We start from the raw sequence: 19,654 nt of genomic DNA, 5'->3' as shown, positions 1-19,654 counted from the left end.
GTGGTGTTTGGTTTTAGGGCCGCTTCGCAGCCCAGCGCGGGGCAAGCCCGCTCACCACGGCAAGCCCGCTCATTACAAAGAACGGTGAGCGGGCTTCATTACTGAGTTGATAAAAGGGATATTTCGCATGGCTGATTTCGATCATTTAACCCGTCGCCGTTTATTGGGCCTGGCCGGCATCACCCTGGCCAGCCTGTCGCTGCCACGCCTGGGGTTCGCCGCCGACGAACACGCCGGCCACAACACGTCACAAGAGCCCGCCGGCACCGGTGAGTTCATCCGCCTCGACGCCCCGCGCAAGTTGAAACTGGCGGTCAACCTCAACGCCGTGTGCCTGGCCCCGGTGGTCATCGCCCATGGCCAGGGTTTCTTCACCAAACATAATCTGGACGTGGAGTTGGTCAACTTCGGCAACTCTACCGAGGTGTTGCTCGAGGCCATCGCCACCGGCAAGGCCGATGCGGGCGTGGGCATGGCGCTGCGTTGGCTCAAGGCCCTGGAACAGGGCTTTGATGTGAAGCTCACCGCCGGCACTCACGGCGGCTGCCTGCGCTTGCTCAGTGCCGCGAAGGGCGGTGTGACCACGCTGGAAGACCTCAAGGGCAAGGCCATCGGCGTGACCGACATGGCCAGCCCGGACCGCAATTTCTTCTCGATCCTGCTGAAAAAACACGGTGTGGACCCGGTGCGCGATGTCGAGTGGCGCCTGTATCCCGCCGACTTGCTCGGCACTGCGCTGGAGCGCGGCGAAGTGCAGGCGGTGAGCGGTAGCGACCCGTTCATGTACCGCCTGATCAAGTCCGGCGTGGCGCGTGAGTTGTCCACCAACCTGGTGGAGGAATACGCCAACCTCAGCTGCTGCGTGGTCGGTGTCACCGGCAAACTGGTGCGTGAAGAGAAGCGCGTGGTCGCGGCGCTGACCCAGGCGATTCTGGAGGCCCACGACTATTCCGTGCAGCACCCGGAGGAGGTTGCCAAGGGCTTCCAGGCCCATGCGCTGAACACGTCGGTGGAGGAAGTGCAGGCGATCCTTCACGACCATACCCACGGGCATCACGCGGTGGGCGCGGCGTTGACCCGGGAGATCCTTACCTACGTGACCGACCTGAAAACCGTCGAAGTGATCAGCAAGAGCACCGACCCGCTGGCGTTTGCCAAGGAGATCACCGCCGATGTCTTCAGCTGACGCAACCACCCTCAACCCACCGCTGACCTTGAAGGTCGCGTGGCAGGGCGCCGCCGTGGTGACGGCCTGGTTGGCCGTCGCGCTGTTGATCAGCTACTGGCCCAACGCGACACGCCATTGGCCGATGACCCAAGGCCTGGCCAATCTGTGCGTGGGTGTCGCGGTGCTGTTCCTCGTGCTGAGCCTGCTGGGGCGCAGGCTTTCCAGGCTGGGCCTGCGCCTGCGCAATGCCGGTCCCTGGCTGATCGCCTTGCCGCTGCTGCTGGGCCTCTGGGAATTGCTCACGGCCAAGCTGGCGCTATTGCCGGTGCCGTTTTTCGCGCCGCCCCAGGCCTTGCTGGCGGTGTACATCGAAGATTACGCCCGGCTGGCCGACAGCCTGCTGCATTCGGCGTTGTTGCTGGGCTCGGGCGTGGCCCTCGGTGCGATCACCGGGTTTATCGCCGGCGTGGCCATCGGTTGGTCCACGCGCATCGGCTATTGGCTGCACCCGGTGCTGCGCATCCTCGGCCCGGTGCCGTCGACGGCGCTGTTGCCACTGTGTTTTTTCCTGTTTCCGAGCAGTTGGAGTGCCAGCGTGTTTCTGATCGCCCTGGCCACCTGGTTTCCGGTCACGGTGCTCACGTGGTCCGGCGTGGCGAGCGTGGACAAAGCCTATTACGACGTGGCGCGCACCCTGGGCGCCAAGCAAGGTTTCCTGATTTTCAAGGTGGCGATTCCCGCCGCATTGCCCCACGTCTTTGTCGGTCTGTTCATGGGACTGGGCGCGTCGTTTTCGACCTTGGTGGTGGCAGAAATGATGGGGGTTAAGTCCGGTATCGGCTGGTACCTGCAATGGGCCCAAGGGTGGGCCGCCTACGCAAACATGTACGCCGCATTACTGATCATGGCACTCGCCTGTTCGGGGTTGATCACCGGGTTGTTCCTGGTGCGTGACCGGTTGCTGGCCTGGCAGAAAGGATCGATGAAATGGTAGCCCTGGCACACGCGGTATTGGCATCGGAAGGCTTGGCGCTGCGCATAGACAACCTCAGCCATGGCTTCGCCCTGGATGGCCAGCACCTGCCGGTGTTGGAGCGGGTGTCCCTTGACGTGGCGCCGGGCGAGTTTGTGGCACTGCTCGGGCCTTCGGGCTGCGGCAAGTCCACCTTGCTGCGCCTGGTGGCCGGCCTGGAACCGGCGGACTCCGGCCGGTTGCTGGCCGACGGTGAAGCCATCACCGGCCCGGACCCGAGCCGCGTGGTGGTGTTCCAGGACCCGACCCTGTACCCGTGGCGCCGCGTGTGGGACAACGTCGCCATCGGCCTGGAAGCCCAGGGCCTGCTCAAGACCCATTCGGCCAAGGTCGACGAGGCCCTGGAAAAAGTTGGCCTCAGTCAGTTCGCCCGTGCGTATCCGCGGCAGTTGTCCGGCGGCATGGCGCAACGGGTGGCGCTGGCGCGTGCGCTGGTCAACCAACCGCGCCTGCTGATCCTCGACGAGCCCCTGGGCAAGCTCGACTCCCTGACCCGCATCGCCATGCAAAAGGAACTGATCGACCTGTGGCAACGCCAGGGCTATACGGCCCTGCTGGTTACTCACGATGTGGAAGAAGCCTTGCTGCTGGCCAACCGCGTGATCGTATTCAGCGACCGTCCGGCCAAGATCCAAGCGCAATTGACGATTGACCGGCCTTACCCACGGCACCGGGATGATCCTTATCTGGTCGACCTGCGACGGCAGATACTGGGCCTGCTGGGGCTGGGGGAGAGTTGGTGAAAGGGTATAAGCCTTGACACGCTGAAGCGAGCGCGCAACGGTCAACTCAATTTTCAGAAAAGAAAATGCTGCAGCACCCTGGGCGCATCTTCACGCCCAAGGAGCTTACCCATGACTATGATATTTCGGAAAATACCGCCCGCAATGATCTGGAAAAAGGCGTCGCCATGAAGGTGCTGTTCAAGGTGCAAGAGGGCAAAGGTTTTCTGTACATTGCCAGGGAGGACGCCGAAGCCAACTTGAAAAAATTGGCCGGCGCTCGTTAACCGCCCGCCCTCACGCCTGCTCCTCCCCCCGCAACTGCACACTCATCTGATCACAGCTGTGCGCCCAGTCGCTGAGCCATTGCGGCATTGGCGGCGACGTCTCATCCAAACCCAGCTCGCGCACAAAATCACTCGGGGGCAGGGTGCCTTTGGCCGAACGGAACAGCCCGCGCATGACCACCACGCCGACCACGCGGCCGTTGCTGACAAAGCGGTGTTCCATCAGGCTCCACTTATGGTCCCAGCCGAGCATGCGGGTGTGCACCTCGAACACTTCAAACAGCTTCAACTCGCGGCGGAACTTGCCCCAGGTATCGCCCACGATCGGCAGCGCCTTGTTGCGCAACGCCACGCGAAACGCGCCGGTGCGCAACACGAAATCCATGCGTGCAACATCCGCCAGGGAAAAGTAGCGGCCATTGGTGACGTGCCGGTTGAGATCCAAGTCCAACGGCCAGACCCGCATGCGCACCACGGTGGTGGCCAGGCCATGGGCCGGTTTGCGCCAGGGGCGCCGGGACAGCATGAAGAGCAAGCGAAACCAGAGATTCATAAACACGCCAGGCAGTTGATTAATGGCTGCACTGTAAGGGCGCGGAATCGGCTAAGGTAGGTGCGCAAATGACTTATTACATGCGAAAAGCGCAATCCGGGTTTCTTTTATGCACATCACCTTGCTCCTGGCTGAACGTTGTTCCGCCGCCAGCGCCACCCTGGCGGTGGAGATGCTCAGCGCCGCCAACCTGTTTGCCGACAGCCCACCTTTTGAAGTCGTGGTCGCCTCCCTGGACGGCCAGGCCGTGGAGGCTTGGGGCGGCCAGCGCTTGCAGGTGGACCGCGCGGTGACGCAGATCGCGCAGACCGACCTGGTGCTGATCCCAGGTTTTCTGTTCACCTTGAAAGAAGCCCTGCCGAGCTTTCCCGCCTACGGCCCCTGGTTGCGCGAGCAGCATGCACGCGGCGCGGTGTTGGCTTCGATGTGTACCGCGACGTTCTTACTGGCCGAAACCGGTGTGCTGCAAGGCCTGCGCGCCACCACCCACTGGGCGTTCGCCGAGCTGTTTCGGCGTCGCTACGCGGACGTGAGCCTGGATGACGCGCAGCTTCTGTGTGAAGAAAATCGCGTGATTACCTGCGGTGGCGCCAGTGCGGCGATGGACTTGATGCTGCACCTGATTCGGCGTTTCGGCTCGCCGGAACTGGCCCACACCTGTGGCAAATACCTGTTGATCGATACTGTGCGCAGCGAACAGTCGGTGTACGCCATGTGGTCGCTGCCCAAAAGCCATGGCGACGGCGAGATCCTGCGGGTACAGCACTGGCTGGAGCAGCACTTCGCCGAGCCGCTGGTCATCGACGCGGTCGCCCAGCGCTTCGGTTTTGGTGTGCGCAACTTCAAGCGGCGCTTCAAGGAGGCCACCGGCTATACGCCGATTGCCTACCTGCAAACCCTGCGCCTGGAACGGGCCAAGCAGATGCTTGAGTCGACCCGCATGACGCTGGAAAGTATCACCTACGCGGTGGGCTACGAAGACAGCAACTCGTTCCGGCGCCTGTTCCAGCAGCGGGTGGGCCTGTTGCCGGCGGCGTATCGCAAGAAATTCCTCGCCCATCCGGTTTGATTCAACGACGCAGCTGCGCTTCGCCCTCGATACACGCGACCAAAAACGCCCTCACCACAGCGTATCGAAACGCGGCAACCGATCGACAGGGCGGCGCTGTGGGGAGAAACAACAGACGAAAAAAAACCGGCTGATCAGGCCGGTTTGGGGTTCCCGCAAACAGCGCGGGATTATGCGTTGTTGCCCTGCAGACGATCAGCACCGCCTTCAGCCAGACCGCGTTCCTGCAGACGATCAGCACCGCCTTCAGCCAGGCCACGTTCCTGCAGACGATCAGCACCGCCTTCAGCGACACGGCGTTCCAGCAGGCGATCGGAACCCCCTTCGGCTACGCGGTTGCCTTGCAGGCGGTCGGCGCCACCCTCTGCCACACGACTTTCGATCAGGCGATCCGCACCGCCTTCAGCGACAACAGGGTGAGCAAATGCGTTTGCAGCGAGTACCGAGAAAGCGAGGCTAAGCAAGATTTGGCGTTTCATGAGAGTGTGCTCCGAGTGTTTTAGTTTGGATGTTGCTGGTATGGGTTTGATGTTACGCGTTGCATTTTTTTAGAGAACTTCATTGCGCTGATGGTGACTATCGATGCCAGCGATGGCCCGGTACACGGGGCCATCGCAGCGCCCGTCATGGCATCTGCGGCAGTTCCTGCGGGCGCAGGTCGAACACCAGCACTTCGGCGTCCTCGCCCTGGCTCAGGCGGATCTGCCGCTCATCCCGCACTCGGGCGCCATCGCCTTCCTGCAAGCGCTGGCCGTTGACTTCAACGCTGCCCTGGGCCACATGGATGTACACATGGCGATCCGGCGGCAGGTCGAGGGTGGCGGTTTCATCACCGTTGAACAGCCCGGCATATACCCGTGCGTCCTGGCGCACGCTGAGGGAACCGTCGTTGCCGTCCGGCGAGATGATCAACTGCAAGCGTCCACGTTTCTGCGCCTCGCTGAAGTGCTCCTGCTGATAGCGCGGTTCGGCGCCAGCCACGGCAGGCACGATCCAGATTTGCAGGAAGTGCACGCCACGGCTTTGGCTGTGGTTGAACTCGCTGTGGGCCACGCCGCTGCCGGCGCTCATCAGTTGCACATCGCCAGGGCGGATCACCGAACCGGTGCCGAGGGTGTCCTTGTGTTCCAGCGCGCCTTCAAGCACATAGGAGAAAATCTCCATGTCGCGGTGCGGGTGCTGGCCGAAGCCTTTACCGGCGGCGACGCGGTCATCGTTGATCACCAGCAGGTCGGAAAAACCCTGTTCATTCGGGTTCCAGTAGTTGGCGAACGAGAAGGTGTGGAACGACTTCAACCAACCGTGATTGGCGGCGCCGCGTTCGGAAGCTTTGCGAAGAGTCAGCATGGTCTTGTCCTCAAGTGGGAGCGGGCTGCGAGATGCAGGGCTCCTGCGTTGAGAAGAAGATTAATGGTTACTGTAGAATTCATTAAGAAGATGAAAACTGAATAACTGTCTCATCTGAGTTGACAGTTTCGAACGTGTCATAATGCCCGCCGCATTCTTTCTCGATGGATCTTTGTGTTTATGAAAACCGTGGCCATGGCGCTGTTTCCGGACTTCCTCCTGCTCGACATGGCCGGGCCGCTGGAAGTGTTTTCGATTGCCAACCGCTACCTGCCGGCGGCGGCGCATTACCAGATCCTCACCCTCGGCACCGAACCTGGCCCCTTGCGTGCCTCCAATGGCGTCGTGGTGCAGGCCGACCTGTTGCTGGACCAGGCGCACGACGCCTACGACCTGTTACTCGTTCCCGGTGGCCCCGGCGCCTACAACGAATGCCACCCCGCGTTGTTGCCGTGGCTCAAAGAGGCTGCACCTCGCGCCACACGCTTTGGTTCGATCTGCACCGGTGCCTTTGTGCTCGGGCATGCCGGCCTGCTGGACAATCACCGTGTGACCACCCACTGGCACTACACCGAGCGGCTGATCAAGGCGTTCCCCAAGGCGATCGTCGAGACCGATCGCATTTACCTGCAGGACGGGCGGCTGATCACCTCGGGCGGGGTGACGGCCGGGATCGACCTGGCGTTATCGATCGTTGCCCAGGACCACGGCAAGCAAGTCGCGGTGGAAGTGGCCAAGGTGCTGCTGGTGGTGATGAAACGCCAGGGCGGCCAAGCGCAGTTCAGCCCGATGACGGCTGCCGTGGCACCCCAGGAAACCGCGATCACCCGCGTGCAGAACCACGTGCTGGCGCACCTGGACCAGCCGTTCACCATCGAATCCATGGCTGAGCTGGCCGGCATGAGCGCTCGCCACTTTGCACGGCTGTTTGCCAGGGAGGTGCAGATGACGCCGATGGCCTTCTTGCAAGGCGCGCGCATCGACCGTGCCCGGCAGTTGCTGGAGTCCACCGACCTGCCGCTCAAGACCGTGGCCTTCCACGCAGGCTTCGGCAGCGTGCGGCATATGCGCTTTCTGTTCAGTGAAAAACTCGGTCTCAACCCGACCCAATACCGACAACAGTTCAGTTAACGACAGAATGTCCGTCTGGCGCACTCGATTGTCCGTATCGCTCCCCGTGCCAGCATTGTCCTGTCATTGGTAGCTGGCAAGATAGCGTCAAGCCCATGGAAAAGGATGCGCAGGCGCCCAAGGCCGGGTGTTTCAGCGCGATGACAGACATGAACAACCCTCAGGCGATTGACGTTGATGGCACGGTGCGCTTCGGCATCTATGCCTTTCACCGGCAACAGCGGTTGGTCAGCAAGATAGGCTTGCCGGTGCCTCTCGGTGGGCGTGCGCTGGATATCCTCGCGGTGCTGTTGGAAACGCCCGGGCAGTACGTCAGCAAGTCCACCTTGATCGAGCGGGTGTGGCCGGACAGCGTGGTGGAAGAAAACAACCTGCGTGTGCACATTGCGGCACTGCGCCGCGCCCTCGATGGCCAACGCTATATCCTCAACGATCCCCTGCGTGGCTATTGCTTCGCCGCCAAGGTGCAGGGGGCCATGCCTGCCATGACACCCCGACACAACCTGGCGGCACGCCTCAGTGCGGTGATCGGCTGTGAGGCGTTGTTGGGCGTACTGGCGCGACGCCTGTCCGGGCATTACCTGATGACCCTGACCGGGTGCGCCGGTGTCGGCAAGAGTACCCTGGCCCTGGCGTTGGCCGAACGGGTATTGCCGCGTTACCGGGACGGCGTGTGGTGGGTCGACCTGGCCACGGTGGAGGCGCCGATGACCATGCTGCGCCACCTGGCCACGGCGCTGCACCTTGAACCCAGCGCCAACGCCACACAGCTGTGCCGTCAATTGGCCTCCCGTCAGCTATTGCTGGTGCTGGATGGTGCCGACTTGCTGCTTGGCGCCTGCCGGCACCTGGTGCGCGTGCTACGTGAAACAGCCCCCCAGGTCAGCGTGCTGCTCAGCAGTCGTGAAGCCTTGCATGTCCCGGGCGAATGGGTGCAGCGCGTGCCCCGGTTGGCGGTGCCTGCACCGTCGGCGCTGGGCAGTGTCGAACACGCCATGGCCTACCCGGCTGTACAACTGTTCGTGGCGCGGGCAAGCGCCGGGCAACAGGGGTTTGTGTTGCGGCTCCAGGACTTGGCGCCGCTGCGTGATATCTGCCGACGCCTCGATGGTCTCCCTCTCGCACTGGAGCTGGCCGCGGCCCAAGTGGATGCCCTGGGCGTGCGTGGCTTGCAGCAGCAATTGTGCAAGGGTTTGCAGGTGCTGACCCGAGGCCGTCGCACGGCAGTGGAGCGCCACCAATCGCTGATCGCAGCCCTGGACTGGACCTACCAGCGGCTGAGCCTGCCGGAGCGCTGGCTGTTCTTGCAATTGGGGTTGTTCAAGATGGCGGTGACCTTACCCACCCTGAGCGAGCTGGTCGCTGGCTCGGAGCTGGAACATGCCGACCTGTCCTACCTGCTGGGGCGTCTGGTGGATACCTCATTGCTGACCCTTGAACCCGGCCCGGGCCATTCGCGTTATCGCCTGCTCAACTGCGTGCGCAGCTATGCGCTGGCCCACCTGCGTGACCCGGTGCAGGTGGCACGGTTGCAGCAGGGCGATGGGCATTACTTGGGGCCGTTCTCAGGCCGGCCGTTTGTCTTGCAACTCGTCGAGCAGGCGGCGTACGCGGACTAGGTCCGGGGTGGCAAAGCCTTCGGTAAAGCGCGCATAGACCGAACCCAGCACGTCGCGTGCAGCCTGCAGGCGACCTTGGGTCTGCCACAGCTGCGCCAACGACGTCGCGCAGCGTAGCTCCCAGGCCAGCGCGCCTTGCTGGTGCGCCAGCCCGAGGGCGTCGAGCAGCAGCGTTTCGCGCGCACGGGGATCCGCGATGATTGCGGCGCGTACCCGCAGGATTTCCGCTGCGCACCAGCCCGCGCCGCCCGTGCGTGCGCGTTCAAACCCTGGGTCATCCACGGTGTGTGCACCCAGCGTGATCAGGATGTCCTCGATCAGCCCCAAGCCTTGCAGATCCTGGTGCCCCAGGATGCCGGCATAGTGCCCCGCCCAGGTCTGAAACAACTGCACCGAGTGCTTGTGCGCGTGTTCCAGCAACAACGCTTGCAGGCTCTGGGCGGCGTGCTCGTCACCGTTGTAACGGGCGATGACCACGCCTGCCAGGGCCAGGGTGTAGCAGATGGAGGTGCCGTGATTGATCTGCAGCGCCAACGCCAATGCCTGGCTGGCGGTACGCCAGGCTTGCTCGGGAAAACCCTGCAGCCACAGGATCCGCGCCAACACCGTCAGTGAGGCCACGCTCTGGTCGTATTGCACGCCAATGCCGTGGGCGAACCGATTGAGGTGGCCGCTGTGCGCCATGCGTTGGATCACTTGCTCAGCATTGTGCCGGGCGAGCGCCTGATTGCCGTTGTAGTGCTGCGCCAGTACGCGCAGGCGCTGGGCACTGACGTCCAGTTGCGGGTCGGTGCGCGGGTCGAGGCGATCGAACAGCTCGCTCTGCGCCAGTGCCTGGCGATACAGGCCTGCACACAGGTTCACCGCCATATGCCCGGAGACCGCGCGCAATTGACCCGCGACGTCCTGGCGCTCCTCGGCCAGGCGGCGGGCGCTGACAAACGCGGCGATGGTCTGCGGGGCACCGCCCATGGCGTGATAGGACAGGCTGCCCAGCGCCAATTGCAGTTGCATCGTCAAGCGCGGGCAGGGCGAGGCGGCCCGGCTCATCAGCGCCAACGCCTGGTCCACATACAAACGGTGCTCCCTGAGTAACGACAACTCTTGCCACAGTGGCATGGCGCTGACCGTCAAGCGGATTGCCAGCAAGTGTTCGCCCCCTTGCGCGAGCCCCCAGTCGAGGGCCGAGCGGATGTCTTCACGCAGCGGCGCATAGCGGTCGATCCAGGGTTGGGTGGCGATCAATTGCCAGTCCTCGCGCGCTTGCTCCATCAGCGCCAGGCAGCGCTCGGCATGGCGCCCGCGGGTGGCATCGAGCTCATCGGCGACGCTGAGTTTTTCCAGGGCGTAGGTGCGCGTGATATCCAGCAGGCGATAGACCATCTCGTCATCACCGACCTCCACATTGAGCAAGGACTTGGCGACCAACTGGGTGATTGAACCCAGCACCTCGGCGGGTGCGACCTGTTCCCCGGCGATCACCGCCGCCGCGCTGGCCAGGCTGAACCCGCCCCGGAACACCGCCAGCCGGCGCAGGCAGATCTGCTCGCAGGCCGTCAGCAGCTCAAAGCTCCAGTCCAGCGTGGCGCGCAGGGTTTGATGGCGGGGCAGTGCGTTGCGCCTGCCACGGGTGAGCAAGCGGAAATTATCCTCCATCTGCACCAGCAGTCCGGGCAGGCCAAAGCGTTCGATCTGCGCCGCGACCAACTCGATGGCCAGGGGGATGCCGTCCAGGCGTTGGCAGATATCAATCGCCAGTGGCAGTTCGGCTTCGCTTAATTCAAAGCTGTCCTGATGGGACATGGCCCGCTCGATCAACAGTTGCAGGGCCGGGTAGCCCAGCGCCTGGGCGCGGTTACCGGTGGCCGGAGGGCAGGCCAGCGGTTCCAGGCGCTGCACGTACTCGCCCTCGGCGCGCAAGGCCTCGCGGCTGGTGGCCAGGATGTGCAAGCGGGGCGCGTGGCGCAGCAGGGTTTCGCTGATCAGGGCGATGTCGTCCAGCAGGTGCTCGCAGTTGTCGATCACCAGCAGCAACTGGCGCTCCTGCAGGCTGCGCGCAAACGTGACCAGCGGCTCTTGTTCTGCGTGGGTGAGGTCGAGCAGGGCGGCGAGATTGGGCAGGATCATCGACGCCGCGCTGAGCGGCGCCAGGTCCAGCAGGCGTATACCGTCGCGGTAATGCCCGATCAGCAATTCCGCCACGCGCAGGGCGACGGTGGTCTTGCCGATGCCGCCGGCGCCGGTCAGAGTGATAAAGCGTTGCGCGGGCAGGTTCTGAACCAGGCTGTCGATCAGGGCCTGGCGGCCGATCATGCGGGTGCGGCGCAACGGCAGGTTGTGGCACGGGCGTTGGGGGGCGCCCTCGGTGGGTAGCGTCATCGGCTCGATGCTCAGTGGCGCAACAAAACTGTAGCCACGCTGGGCCACGGTGACGATATAGCGCTGCCCGGCCTGGCCATCGCCCAAGGCCTTGCGCAAGGCTGCCATGTGCACTCGCAGGTTGCCATCTTCCACCACGCTTTTGGGCCAGACACGGGCGATCAACTCTTGCTTGCTCACCACATTGCCGGCCTGCTCCAGCAGGATCAGCAGGATATCCACCGCACGTCGCCCCAGCCGCAACGGACGACCCGCCTCCAGCACCAGGCGTTGGCGCGGGTGGATGCGGTAGGGGCCGAAATGCACGGCCTGGTCGCTGAGGTCACTCATGGAGACCCTGTTCGTGGAGGGGGAAGCGGCCAGCATATTCCAGGTACGTGCGGACCACTAGGCTGCAATCACTTGAGGCTTGTGACGCAATTGGTGATTTCGCCAGGTCATCGGGTTGACCCCTTCGCTGCGGGTGAACATATGGCAGAAATGCGCCTGGTCGCAAAACCCGCATTCCAGGCTGATTTGCGTCAGGCTCAGGCGCGAACCGGTGATCAGTTCCTTGGCCCGTTGGATGCGCTGCTCGCGAATCCACTCCTGCGGCGACAGCCCGGTGGTGCACTTGAACGCGCGGGAAAAATGGCTGCGCGACAACGCGCAGGCCTGGGCCAGGTCGGCAATGGCCAGGCTTTCGCCGAGGTTGGCGAGGATCAATTGCTTGGCGATACGCTCGCGCCGGGGGCATAGACCGCCGGTAGCGGATAAGCGAGGAGCATGCTGCTCAAGTCGGGCCATGACGAAAATCCGCAGTCGATGGGAGCGTTCCCGGTGAATGGGTGCAGTGTAGACGCCGCTAATCTTGTTGCCGGACCGCCTGGCTGACGAGTTAATCGTTGTTAATTTCGCCAGGTACGTACGCGGAAAAGACAGCACAGACGTGCAATCGCGCCAGCGCTCCGCGTGCTTCTCTGTGCGCTTGCCAACCGTTTGGATACCACCATGAACCGCAACGACCTGCGCCGCGTCGACATGAACCTGCTGGTGATTTTCGAAGCGTTGATGTTCGAAAAGAACCTGACCCGGGTCGCCGAAAAACTCTTTATGGGCCAACCGGCGGTGAGCGCGGCGCTGGGGCGCTTGCGCGATTTGTTCGACGACCCGTTGCTGCTGCGCAACGGGCGGGGCATGGAGCCCACGCCGCGTGCCGTGGCGATACTCAAGGAGTTGCAGCCGGCCATGGACATCATTTCGGGTGCTGTCAGCCGCGCCAAGGATTTCGACCCGTCTACCAGCTGCGCAGTGTTCCGCATCGGCCTGTCCGACGACGCCGAGTTCGGCCTGTTCCCGCCGTTGCTCAGCCAACTGCGCGAAGAAGCCCCAGGCATCGTCGTGGTGGTGCGCCGCGCCAATTACCTGTTGATGTCGTCGTTATTGGCCAGTGGCGAGATCACGGTGGGCGTGAGCTACACCACCGAATTGCCGGCGAATGCCAAGCGCAAGAAACTGCGGGATATCCCTTGCAAGGTACTGCGTGGGGATGATGGTGTTGAGCCGCTGACCCTGGACGACTACTGCGAGCGGCCCCATGCGATGGTGTCGTTTTCCGGGGACTTGAGCGGCAACATTGATCTGGACCTGGCGCGTATCGGCCGGGCACGGCGAGTGGTGTTGGCGGTGCCGCAGTTCAGCGGGCTGCGGGCGTTGCTCGCGGGTACGCAGATTATTGCGACGGTGCCGGATTATGCGGCCTGTGCGTTGACCGAGGGCACTGCGATACGCGCGCAGGACCCACCCTTTGCCATTGATGCCGCGGAGTTGTCGATGGTGTGGAGCGGGGTGCATGACAATGATCCGGCGGAGCGTTGGCTACGGGGGCGGATTGCGGAGCATATGTCGAGGGCGCTTTAGGTGTGGTTGGCAGACAGCCGCAATAATTTGAATCTGATCGGCATCGACGTTAAGCAAAGTCTTGTCCTTCTGAGCGTTGTTTCCGGCAGCCTGCGTGGGTGACGACCTTCTAGCATGGGTTAACTTTTCCAGAGGAGGCTTGTCGCTGATATGCATATTCAAAGACCGCAATTTATCCCACAAACAGTGGCAGAGCCTTCTCCTAATGTGCCCGTGCCGCCGCCGGTGGAACAACTGAACGGCCCTGTGATCGCGTCGGATACACCCGTCACGCGTTCAAGAAGAGAGGTGGCAGTCACGCCGGGTTCGTCGTCGAGGACGGTTGAGGCCTCAAGGTTAGACAGGGTCGACGATCCGAAACTTGAGATTAAGAAAGAGGCCACCTCACCCAACGGGCTGTTTGCTGTGAGTTACTCAATTCCTGTCGCCGGCTCCGGGCTGAACAACATTACGTTTCCAATGATCATTGACGAGGGCCTCCAACGAAAGACGGCCCAGGACCCTGGGATTTATTACGCGATGCTGTTCGACGTCAGCAATGAGCAAGGTAAATCTCTTGATGGCGGCTATATCGGGATTCAGCCACGGCAGGATGGCAAGGCGCTGGTGATGTTTTCCGGTTTTGGTTCGCACTTCAGTGCGCCCAAAGGCCGTGCCGAGGCGGATGGGGGGGAAGGAGGCAGCAATAGCACACTGGTCGATTTTGAGTTTGGTCATAAATATAACCTGACGGTGACCCGAGACCCTGACAACCCCCAGAGGCTGAAGGGCTATATTCAGGATGTCACGGACCCCGCTCACCCTGGGATAAAGCAGCATGTCGAAGACCTTGATGTCGACCAGAAGTTTGTGTTTGCGGCCCGTAACACAGGGTTTGTCGAGCACTACGGTGCCGATATCAGCCGAAGCTCCCAGATCGCACCGACGCGCGGCAGTTTTTTCGCACCCTTCACGACGGAGGCTGACGGCACGGTCAAGGCGGGTGAAGTCAGGAGTGACGGGTTCTATGGTCGGTACAAAAACGCGATGATCGGTGATCAGGAAGTTACCAAAGTGGCGGGTAAAGGTCAGGAAGTCTATTTTACGTTTCAGGGCGCGGGTTACGGCGCTAAGGCCTGACACGTAACAAAAACCGGAAGGCCCCTGCGGCCTTCCGGTTTTTTTTGCCTTGTCGAATCGATTGGCCCGCGAGCCGCCACGTCAAACAGCACATACATCCAATTCCCCGGCCCCAATCCCAACCACACTCCCTCCATCGCTCAACTCTGCAGGTGGGAATACACAGCCATGGACCCAACACCCAAAACCAGCCCCGACGAAGTCGTCACCTTGGTCGTCAAGCACCTGATCAAACAAGGCCGCGAAACCGACTACGAAGCCTGGCTGCGTCGCATCGTGCGGATCGCCGGCGCGCGCCCCGGCCACCTGGGTGTCGACGTGGTGCGCGGCAAGCAGGGCAAGCTGGCGCTGTTCACCTGTGTGTTGCGTTACCGCTCCACCGATGACCTGGAAACCTGGCTTGATTCCCCCGAGCGCAAATCGCTGATCGACGAAGCCTCCCCCTTGCTGGCCGATGGCGACAAAACTGAAATCGGCGCGGTCAATGAATTCTGGTTCGCACCACTGGCCGACAGCGCCGCCAAACCTCCCCGTTGGAAGCAAGCAGTGGTCACCCTGTGCGTGATCCTGCCGCTGACCCTGCTGGTACCCATCGTGTGGGGCCCGGTTCTGCGCCTGCACCCGTTCCTCTCCAACTACGTGGTCGCCACCTTCCTGGTCACCGTGACGATCGTTGTATTGGTGGTCTACCTGCTGATGCCGGCGGCCACCCGCCTGTTCGCTCCCTGGCTTGAAGCCTCTGTAAAGGAAACCCTATGAACGCCGATCTGATTCTGTTCAATGGCCAGTTCCACACCGTGGACCGTGAAAACCCGCGCGCAACCGCCGTCGCCATCAGCCAGGGGCGCTTTGTCGCCGTGGGCACCGACGGTGAGGCCATGGCCCTGCGCGGCAGTGGCACCCAGGTCATCGACCTCAAGGGCCGCACCGTCATCCCCGGCCTCAATGACTCGCACCTGCACCTCATCCGTGGCGGCTTGAACTACAACCTCGAACTGCGCTGGGAAGGCGTGCCGTCCCTGGCCGATGCCCTGCGCATGCTCAAGGACCAGGCCGACCGTACGCCCACCCCGCAATGGGTGCGCGTGGTGGGTGGCTGGAACGAATTCCAGTTTGCCGAAAAGCGCATGCCGACCCTGGAAGAGTTGAACCAGGCGGCGCCTGACACTCCCGTATTCGTGCTGCACCTGTACGACCGCGCCTTGCTCAACCGTGCCGCCCTGCGCGTGGCCGGCTACACCAAGGACACACCCAACCCGCCGGGCGGCGAGATCGTGCGGGACAGCAACGGCAACCCCACCGGCATGCTGGTGGCACGGCCGAACGCGATGATCCTGTATTCGACCCTGGCCAAGGGCCCGAAACTGCCGCTGGAATACCAGGTCAACTCGACCCGCCAGTTCATGCGTGAACTCAATCGCCTGGGGCTCACCAGCGCCATCGATGCCGGCGGTGGTTTCCAGAACTACCCCGATGACTACGCGGTGATCGAGCAACTGGCCAAGGACGAACAACTGACGGTACGCATCGCCTACAACCTGTTCACCCAGAAGCCCAAGGAAGAACTCAGCGACTTCAAGCACTGGACCGGCAGCGTCACCCTGCACCAGGGCGATGACTACCTGCGCCACAACGGCGCCGGCGAGATGCTGGTGTTCTCGGCGGCCGACTTCGAAGACTTCCTTGAGCCACGCCCGGACCTGCCGCTGACCATGGAGCAGGAACTGGAGCCGGTGGTGCGCCATCTGGTGGAGCAGCGTTGGCCGTTCCGCTTGCACGCCACCTATGACGAGTCCATCTCACGCATGCTCGACGTGTTCGAGAAGGTCAACCGTGACATCCCGTTCAACGGCTTGCCGTGGTTCTTCGACCACGCCGAGACCATCACCCCGAAAAACATCGAGCGTGTACGCGCCCTTGGCGGCGGTATTGCGATCCAGGACCGCATGGCGTTCCAGGGCGAATACTTCGTCGAGCGTTACGGCGCCAAGGCGGCCGAAGCCACGCCGCCGATCAAGCGCATGCTTGCCGAAGGCGTGCCGGTAGGGGCGGGCACCGACGCCACGCGGGTGTCGAGCTACAACCCCTGGACCTCGTTGTACTGGATGGTCAGCGGCCGCACCGTCGGCGGCCTGGAACTGCACGCCGAAGGCCTGCCGCGCCTCACCGCGCTGGAATTGTTCACCCATGGCAGCGCCTGGTTCTCGTCCGAGCAGGGCAAGAAGGGCCAGATCAAGGTCGGCCAGTTGGCGGACGTGGCGGCCCTGTCGGCGGACTTCTTCAGCGTCGACGAAGAAGCCATCAAGTGGATTGAGTCGGTACTCACCGTGGTCGGCGGCAAGGTGGTCTACGGCGCCGGCGACTTCGAAGACTTCGCACCGCCGCGTGTGCCGGTGCTGCCGGACTGGTCGCCGGTGGTCAAGGTGCCGGGTCATTGGCGCCCGACTTCGCCCTTGCAGGCACAGGTTCACCAGTGCAGCGGCCCGTGCGGCGTGCACGCCCACAGCCACGAAAAAGCGCGCCTTTCCAGCGTGCCGGTCAGCGACTTCCAGGGATTCTGGGGTGCGTTCGGCTGCTCGTGCTTTGCGTTCTGATTTCCCAAACCCGTTAGGAGATATTCCCATGGCTTACAAACGTTTGAACAAAGATGACGCTGTCGTACTGTTGGTCGATCACCAGACTGGCCTGATCTCCCTGGTACAGGACTTCTCCCCGAACGAGTTCAAGAACAACGTGCTGGCCCTGGCCGACGTCGCCAAGTTCTTCAACCTGCCGACCATCCTGACCACCAGTTTTGAAGGCGGTCCTAACGGCCCACTGGTTCCCGAGCTCAAGGCCCTGTTCCCGGACGCGCCGTACATCGCCCGCCCTGGCCAGATCAACGCCTGGGACAACGAAGATTTCGTCAAGGCGGTCAAGGCGACCGGCCGCAAGCAAATCATCATTGCCGGTGTGGTGACGGATGTGTGCGTTGCGTTCCCGACCCTGTGCGCCCTCGACGAAGGCTTTGAGGTATTCGTGGTCACCGACGCGTCGGGCACCTTCAATGAAACCGTGCAACAGGCTGCCTGGGCACGCATGACCGCTGCCGGTGCGCAACTGGTGAACTGGTTCGCCGTGGCCTGCGAGCTGCAAGTGGACTGGCGCAACGACATGGAAGGCCTGGCCAACCTGCTGTCGCCGCGCATTCCCAACTACCGCAACCTGATGAACAGCTACTCGGCGTTTACTGCCAAATAACCTGCTCTCAAGTCTGTCGGTAATCCCTTGTGGGAGGGGGCTTGCTCCCGATGACGGTGCTTCAGTCTAAATTTCTTTGACTGACCCACCGCTATCGGGAGCAAGCCCCCTCCCACATTTCGATTTGTGGTGCGGCGACAAACCCGTTATAAAAACCGAAAATGTCCACCGAGAAGCGACAATGAACCCCTTTGAAGACATGCGCCTGTTCTGCCAGGTCATGGAGTCCGGCAGCTTCACCGCCGCCGCCGAACAGCTGGGCCTGTCCAAGCAATTCGTCAGCCGCCGCCTGATCCAACTCGAAGACCGCCTGGGCGTACGCCTGCTCAACCGTTCCACGCGCCGTTTGGATGTCACGCCACTCGGCCAGAGTTACTACGAATCCGCCTTGCGCCTGCTCAGTGAAGTCGAGCAAGTGGAGCAGGGCATCGCCGGCCAGAACAGCGAGCCGCGTGGCACCATCCGTCTCAGCGCGCCGTTGTCGTTTGCCATGGCTCACCTGGGCTGCCTGTTGCCGCTGTTCTTGCAGCGCCATCCCCAGGTGTCGGTGGAGGTCGATTTGAGCGACCGTCCGGTGGACCTGATCGGCGAAGGCTACGACCTGGTGCTGCGCATCGGCACCCTGGAAGATTCCACCTTGATTGCCCGCCGTATCGCCAGTATCCCACGGGTGTACTGCGCGAGCCCCGACTACCTGGCCCTGCGCGGTACACCGCAAAAGCCGGATGACCTTGCCGAACACGATTGCCTGCCCTACGGCCATGGCCGCCAGGTGCAATGGCGTTTCAAGGGCAAGGTGCAGGCGTTGAATGTGAGCGGGCGCATGCGTGTAAACAACGGCGATCTGCTGCGCGACACCGCCATTGCGGGCTTGGGCGTGACCTACCTGCCGACCTTTATCGTCGGCGAAGCGGTGAAGGACGGCCGCCTGGTGACGGTCCTGGACGAGTTCGCGCCCGAGGCGCTGACCCTGTCGGCGGTGTACCCGCAACACCGGCAAAGCTCGCGGCCGGTGCAAGCGCTGGTGGAGTTCCTGCGCGAACGCCTGGCTAGCGGCTGCTGAACAGCTGGCGGATCAGGTTGGGCGTGCTGCCGGTCCAGCGCTTGAACGCGCGGCGAAAGTTCGCCGCATCGTTGAAGTTCAGGTACGCCGCCACTTCGTCATTGCTGTAGCCCTTGACCTGATACAGGTGCAACGCCACCTGCTTGCGCACACGGTCCACCTGCTGCTGAAAACCGGTGTCGTGCTTGTGCAGCTTGCGCTTGAGGGTGGCCGGGCTCATGGCGAAGGCGTGCGCGGCCTGTTCCAGGCTCGGCGGTTGGCGCACCTGCTCGTGTAAATAGGCGTAGAGGCAGTCGAGAAAACTGCCGGCGAAGCCCAACTGTTCGATCTGCTCGCGGGCTTGCTGGCGCGCCACCTGGCCCGCGGTGGCCGAGGCGCCCGGCCAGGCGCGGGTGAGGTATTCGCGCGGGAGGCTCAGCATGTCCAGCGGCCGCTCGAAGCGTGTGTCTTCCCCGAGGTGTACCCAGTACTGCTCGACGTAACGCGGCTCGGCATGGCTGAAACTGCACACCCACGGCAGCCGCTCACCGCTGAGCCATTGGCTCATGGCGACCACCGACGTCATGCTGGCTTCCAGCAAAAAGCGCCAGTGCTCCCCGGCGCCGCAACTGTCCAGCCAGTACAGGTAGGCGTGGTGTTCATCCAGCTCCAGTTGCAGGGTGACCAACGGGCTGAGCAGCACCTGTTGCTGGATCAATATGTCCAAGGCCTGGTGCAGGTTTTGCGCATGGCCGAGGGCATGGCTGGCGGCGCCGTAATAGCCCGGCAATAACCGCTGCCCAAACAGGAAGCTGCTGTCGTCGGCGTCGAGTAACTTGCGGCTGTTACCGATCAAGGCGAGAAACTGCTGGGGGCTCAACCGCGCGTTGCCCGCCAGGATATCCTCGTGAAACAGCCCGGTACCCCGCAGCAGGCGATGACTGTCGATGTCGCGGGACAACGCCAGGTCGATCAGCGTGGCGGGTTGGTAATGCCCTGGGATGAAGCGGCTGTCGCTTTCATACCAGTTGGTTTTCACCGCCATC

19 protein-coding genes are annotated in these 19,654 nt (G+C 62.7%); 13 read left to right on the top strand and 6 right to left on the bottom strand.

What is annotated here, in order from left to right; translation table 11 throughout:
- Positions 1 to 127: 127 nt before the first annotated feature.
- The 4 genes from ACI512_RS22490 (at position 128) to ACI512_RS22475 (ending at position 3,210) form a co-directional block, all read left to right on the top strand.
- Complete coding sequence (locus tag ACI512_RS22490) at positions 128 to 1,186, top strand: ABC transporter substrate-binding protein (protein ID WP_236380290.1); 1,059 nt, start codon at positions 128 to 130, stop codon at positions 1,184 to 1,186.
- Positions 1,173 to 2,162, top strand: coding sequence for an ABC transporter permease (locus ACI512_RS22485; protein ID WP_236380292.1), 990 nt, complete (start codon positions 1,173 to 1,175; stop codon positions 2,160 to 2,162). Before ACI512_RS22490 ends, ACI512_RS22485 begins: the two co-directional genes overlap by 14 nt.
- Positions 2,156 to 2,944 (top strand): ABC transporter ATP-binding protein, encoded by a 789-nt coding sequence (locus ACI512_RS22480; RefSeq protein ID WP_046036769.1) that lies wholly within the window; start codon positions 2,156 to 2,158, stop codon positions 2,942 to 2,944. Before ACI512_RS22485 ends, ACI512_RS22480 begins: the two co-directional genes overlap by 7 nt.
- A 65-nt stretch (positions 2,945 to 3,009) precedes the next feature.
- Positions 3,010 to 3,210, top strand: coding sequence for a hypothetical protein (locus ACI512_RS22475; protein ID WP_236380293.1), 201 nt, complete (start codon positions 3,010 to 3,012; stop codon positions 3,208 to 3,210).
- Between the two features lie 10 nt (positions 3,211 to 3,220).
- Here ACI512_RS22475 and ACI512_RS22470 read toward each other — a convergent pair whose 3' ends face one another.
- Positions 3,221 to 3,763 (bottom strand): acyl-CoA thioesterase, encoded by a 543-nt coding sequence (locus tag ACI512_RS22470; protein ID WP_012724856.1) that lies wholly within the window; start codon positions 3,761 to 3,763, stop codon positions 3,221 to 3,223.
- 109 nt (positions 3,764 to 3,872) lie between these two features.
- On the opposite strand from ACI512_RS22470, the gene ACI512_RS22465 reads away from it, so the two are divergent.
- Entirely contained in the window at positions 3,873 to 4,832 is a 960-nt protein-coding gene (locus tag ACI512_RS22465; RefSeq protein ID WP_012724855.1) for a GlxA family transcriptional regulator, read from the top strand.
- Between the two features lie 170 nt (positions 4,833 to 5,002).
- Here the strand turns inward: ACI512_RS22465 and ACI512_RS22460 are convergent, their stop codons facing one another.
- The gene (locus tag ACI512_RS22460; protein WP_236380294.1) at positions 5,003 to 5,311 is read right to left on the bottom strand and encodes a hypothetical protein; all 309 of its coding nucleotides are present in this window, start codon (positions 5,309 to 5,311) and stop codon (positions 5,003 to 5,005) included.
- A gap of 145 nt (positions 5,312 to 5,456) precedes the next feature.
- Positions 5,457 to 6,179: a pirin family protein gene (locus ACI512_RS22455; protein WP_046036771.1), complete on the bottom strand. Its 723-nt coding sequence runs from the start codon at positions 6,177 to 6,179 to the stop codon at positions 5,457 to 5,459.
- Positions 6,180 to 6,359: 180 nt separating this feature from the next.
- Here ACI512_RS22455 and ACI512_RS22450 point away from each other — a divergent pair, with 180 nt between their 5' ends.
- Both ACI512_RS22450 and ACI512_RS22445 read left to right on the top strand, forming a co-directional pair.
- Positions 6,360 to 7,310, top strand: coding sequence for a GlxA family transcriptional regulator (locus ACI512_RS22450; RefSeq protein ID WP_043205512.1), 951 nt, complete (start codon positions 6,360 to 6,362; stop codon positions 7,308 to 7,310).
- A 95-nt stretch (positions 7,311 to 7,405) separates the two neighbouring features.
- Positions 7,406 to 8,929, top strand: a complete 1,524-nt coding sequence (locus ACI512_RS22445; protein WP_236380295.1) for a winged helix-turn-helix domain-containing protein — start codon at positions 7,406 to 7,408, stop codon at positions 8,927 to 8,929.
- On the opposite strand, the gene ACI512_RS22440 is transcribed toward ACI512_RS22445, so the two are convergent.
- Both ACI512_RS22440 and ACI512_RS22435 read right to left on the bottom strand, forming a co-directional pair.
- The gene (locus tag ACI512_RS22440) at positions 8,876 to 11,638 is read right to left on the bottom strand and encodes a winged helix-turn-helix domain-containing protein (protein WP_236380296.1); all 2,763 of its coding nucleotides are present in this window, start codon (positions 11,636 to 11,638) and stop codon (positions 8,876 to 8,878) included. The genes ACI512_RS22445 and ACI512_RS22440 overlap by 54 nt on opposite strands.
- Positions 11,639 to 11,695: 57 nt before the next feature.
- Positions 11,696 to 12,094 (bottom strand): helix-turn-helix domain-containing protein, encoded by a 399-nt coding sequence (locus ACI512_RS22435; protein ID WP_043205510.1) that lies wholly within the window; start codon positions 12,092 to 12,094, stop codon positions 11,696 to 11,698.
- Between the two features lie 204 nt (positions 12,095 to 12,298).
- On the opposite strand from ACI512_RS22435, the gene ACI512_RS22430 reads away from it, so the two are divergent.
- The 6 genes from ACI512_RS22430 (at position 12,299) to ACI512_RS22405 (ending at position 18,629) form a co-directional block, all read left to right on the top strand.
- On the top strand, positions 12,299 to 13,207 hold the full coding sequence (locus ACI512_RS22430; RefSeq protein WP_012724850.1) for a LysR family transcriptional regulator: 909 nt from the start codon (positions 12,299 to 12,301) through the stop codon (positions 13,205 to 13,207).
- Positions 13,208 to 13,357: 150 nt separating this feature from the next.
- On the top strand, positions 13,358 to 14,326 hold the full coding sequence (locus ACI512_RS22425) for a hypothetical protein (RefSeq protein WP_231808194.1): 969 nt from the start codon (positions 13,358 to 13,360) through the stop codon (positions 14,324 to 14,326).
- A 168-nt stretch (positions 14,327 to 14,494) separates the two neighbouring features.
- Positions 14,495 to 15,085 (top strand): antibiotic biosynthesis monooxygenase, encoded by a 591-nt coding sequence (locus ACI512_RS22420; protein ID WP_102060820.1) that lies wholly within the window; start codon positions 14,495 to 14,497, stop codon positions 15,083 to 15,085.
- Entirely contained in the window at positions 15,082 to 16,920 is a 1,839-nt protein-coding gene (locus tag ACI512_RS22415; RefSeq protein ID WP_046036777.1) for an amidohydrolase, read from the top strand. The genes ACI512_RS22420 and ACI512_RS22415 overlap by 4 nt, the downstream gene beginning before the upstream one ends.
- 28 nt (positions 16,921 to 16,948) lie before the next feature.
- Positions 16,949 to 17,566 carry an isochorismate family cysteine hydrolase YcaC gene (gene ycaC / locus ACI512_RS22410; protein ID WP_012724846.1) on the top strand — a complete coding sequence of 206 codons (618 nt, stop codon included), beginning with the start codon at positions 16,949 to 16,951 and terminating at the stop codon, positions 17,564 to 17,566.
- 181 nt (positions 17,567 to 17,747) lie between these two features.
- Positions 17,748 to 18,629 (top strand): LysR family transcriptional regulator, encoded by an 882-nt coding sequence (locus tag ACI512_RS22405; RefSeq protein ID WP_012724845.1) that lies wholly within the window; start codon positions 17,748 to 17,750, stop codon positions 18,627 to 18,629.
- On the opposite strand, the gene ACI512_RS22400 is transcribed toward ACI512_RS22405, so the two are convergent.
- Complete coding sequence (locus tag ACI512_RS22400; RefSeq protein WP_012724844.1) at positions 18,616 to 19,653, bottom strand: AraC family transcriptional regulator; 1,038 nt, start codon at positions 19,651 to 19,653, stop codon at positions 18,616 to 18,618. The two genes, ACI512_RS22405 and ACI512_RS22400, sit on opposite strands and share 14 nt — an antisense overlap.
- Between the last annotated feature and the right edge of the window lies 1 nt (position 19,654).

Origin of the sequence: Pseudomonas petroselini (genome assembly GCF_045037875.1) — a bacterium.
Classification (GTDB): domain Bacteria; phylum Pseudomonadota; class Gammaproteobacteria; order Pseudomonadales; family Pseudomonadaceae; genus Aquipseudomonas; species Aquipseudomonas petroselini.
This window is presented reverse-complemented; position numbering and strand designations above follow the sequence as displayed.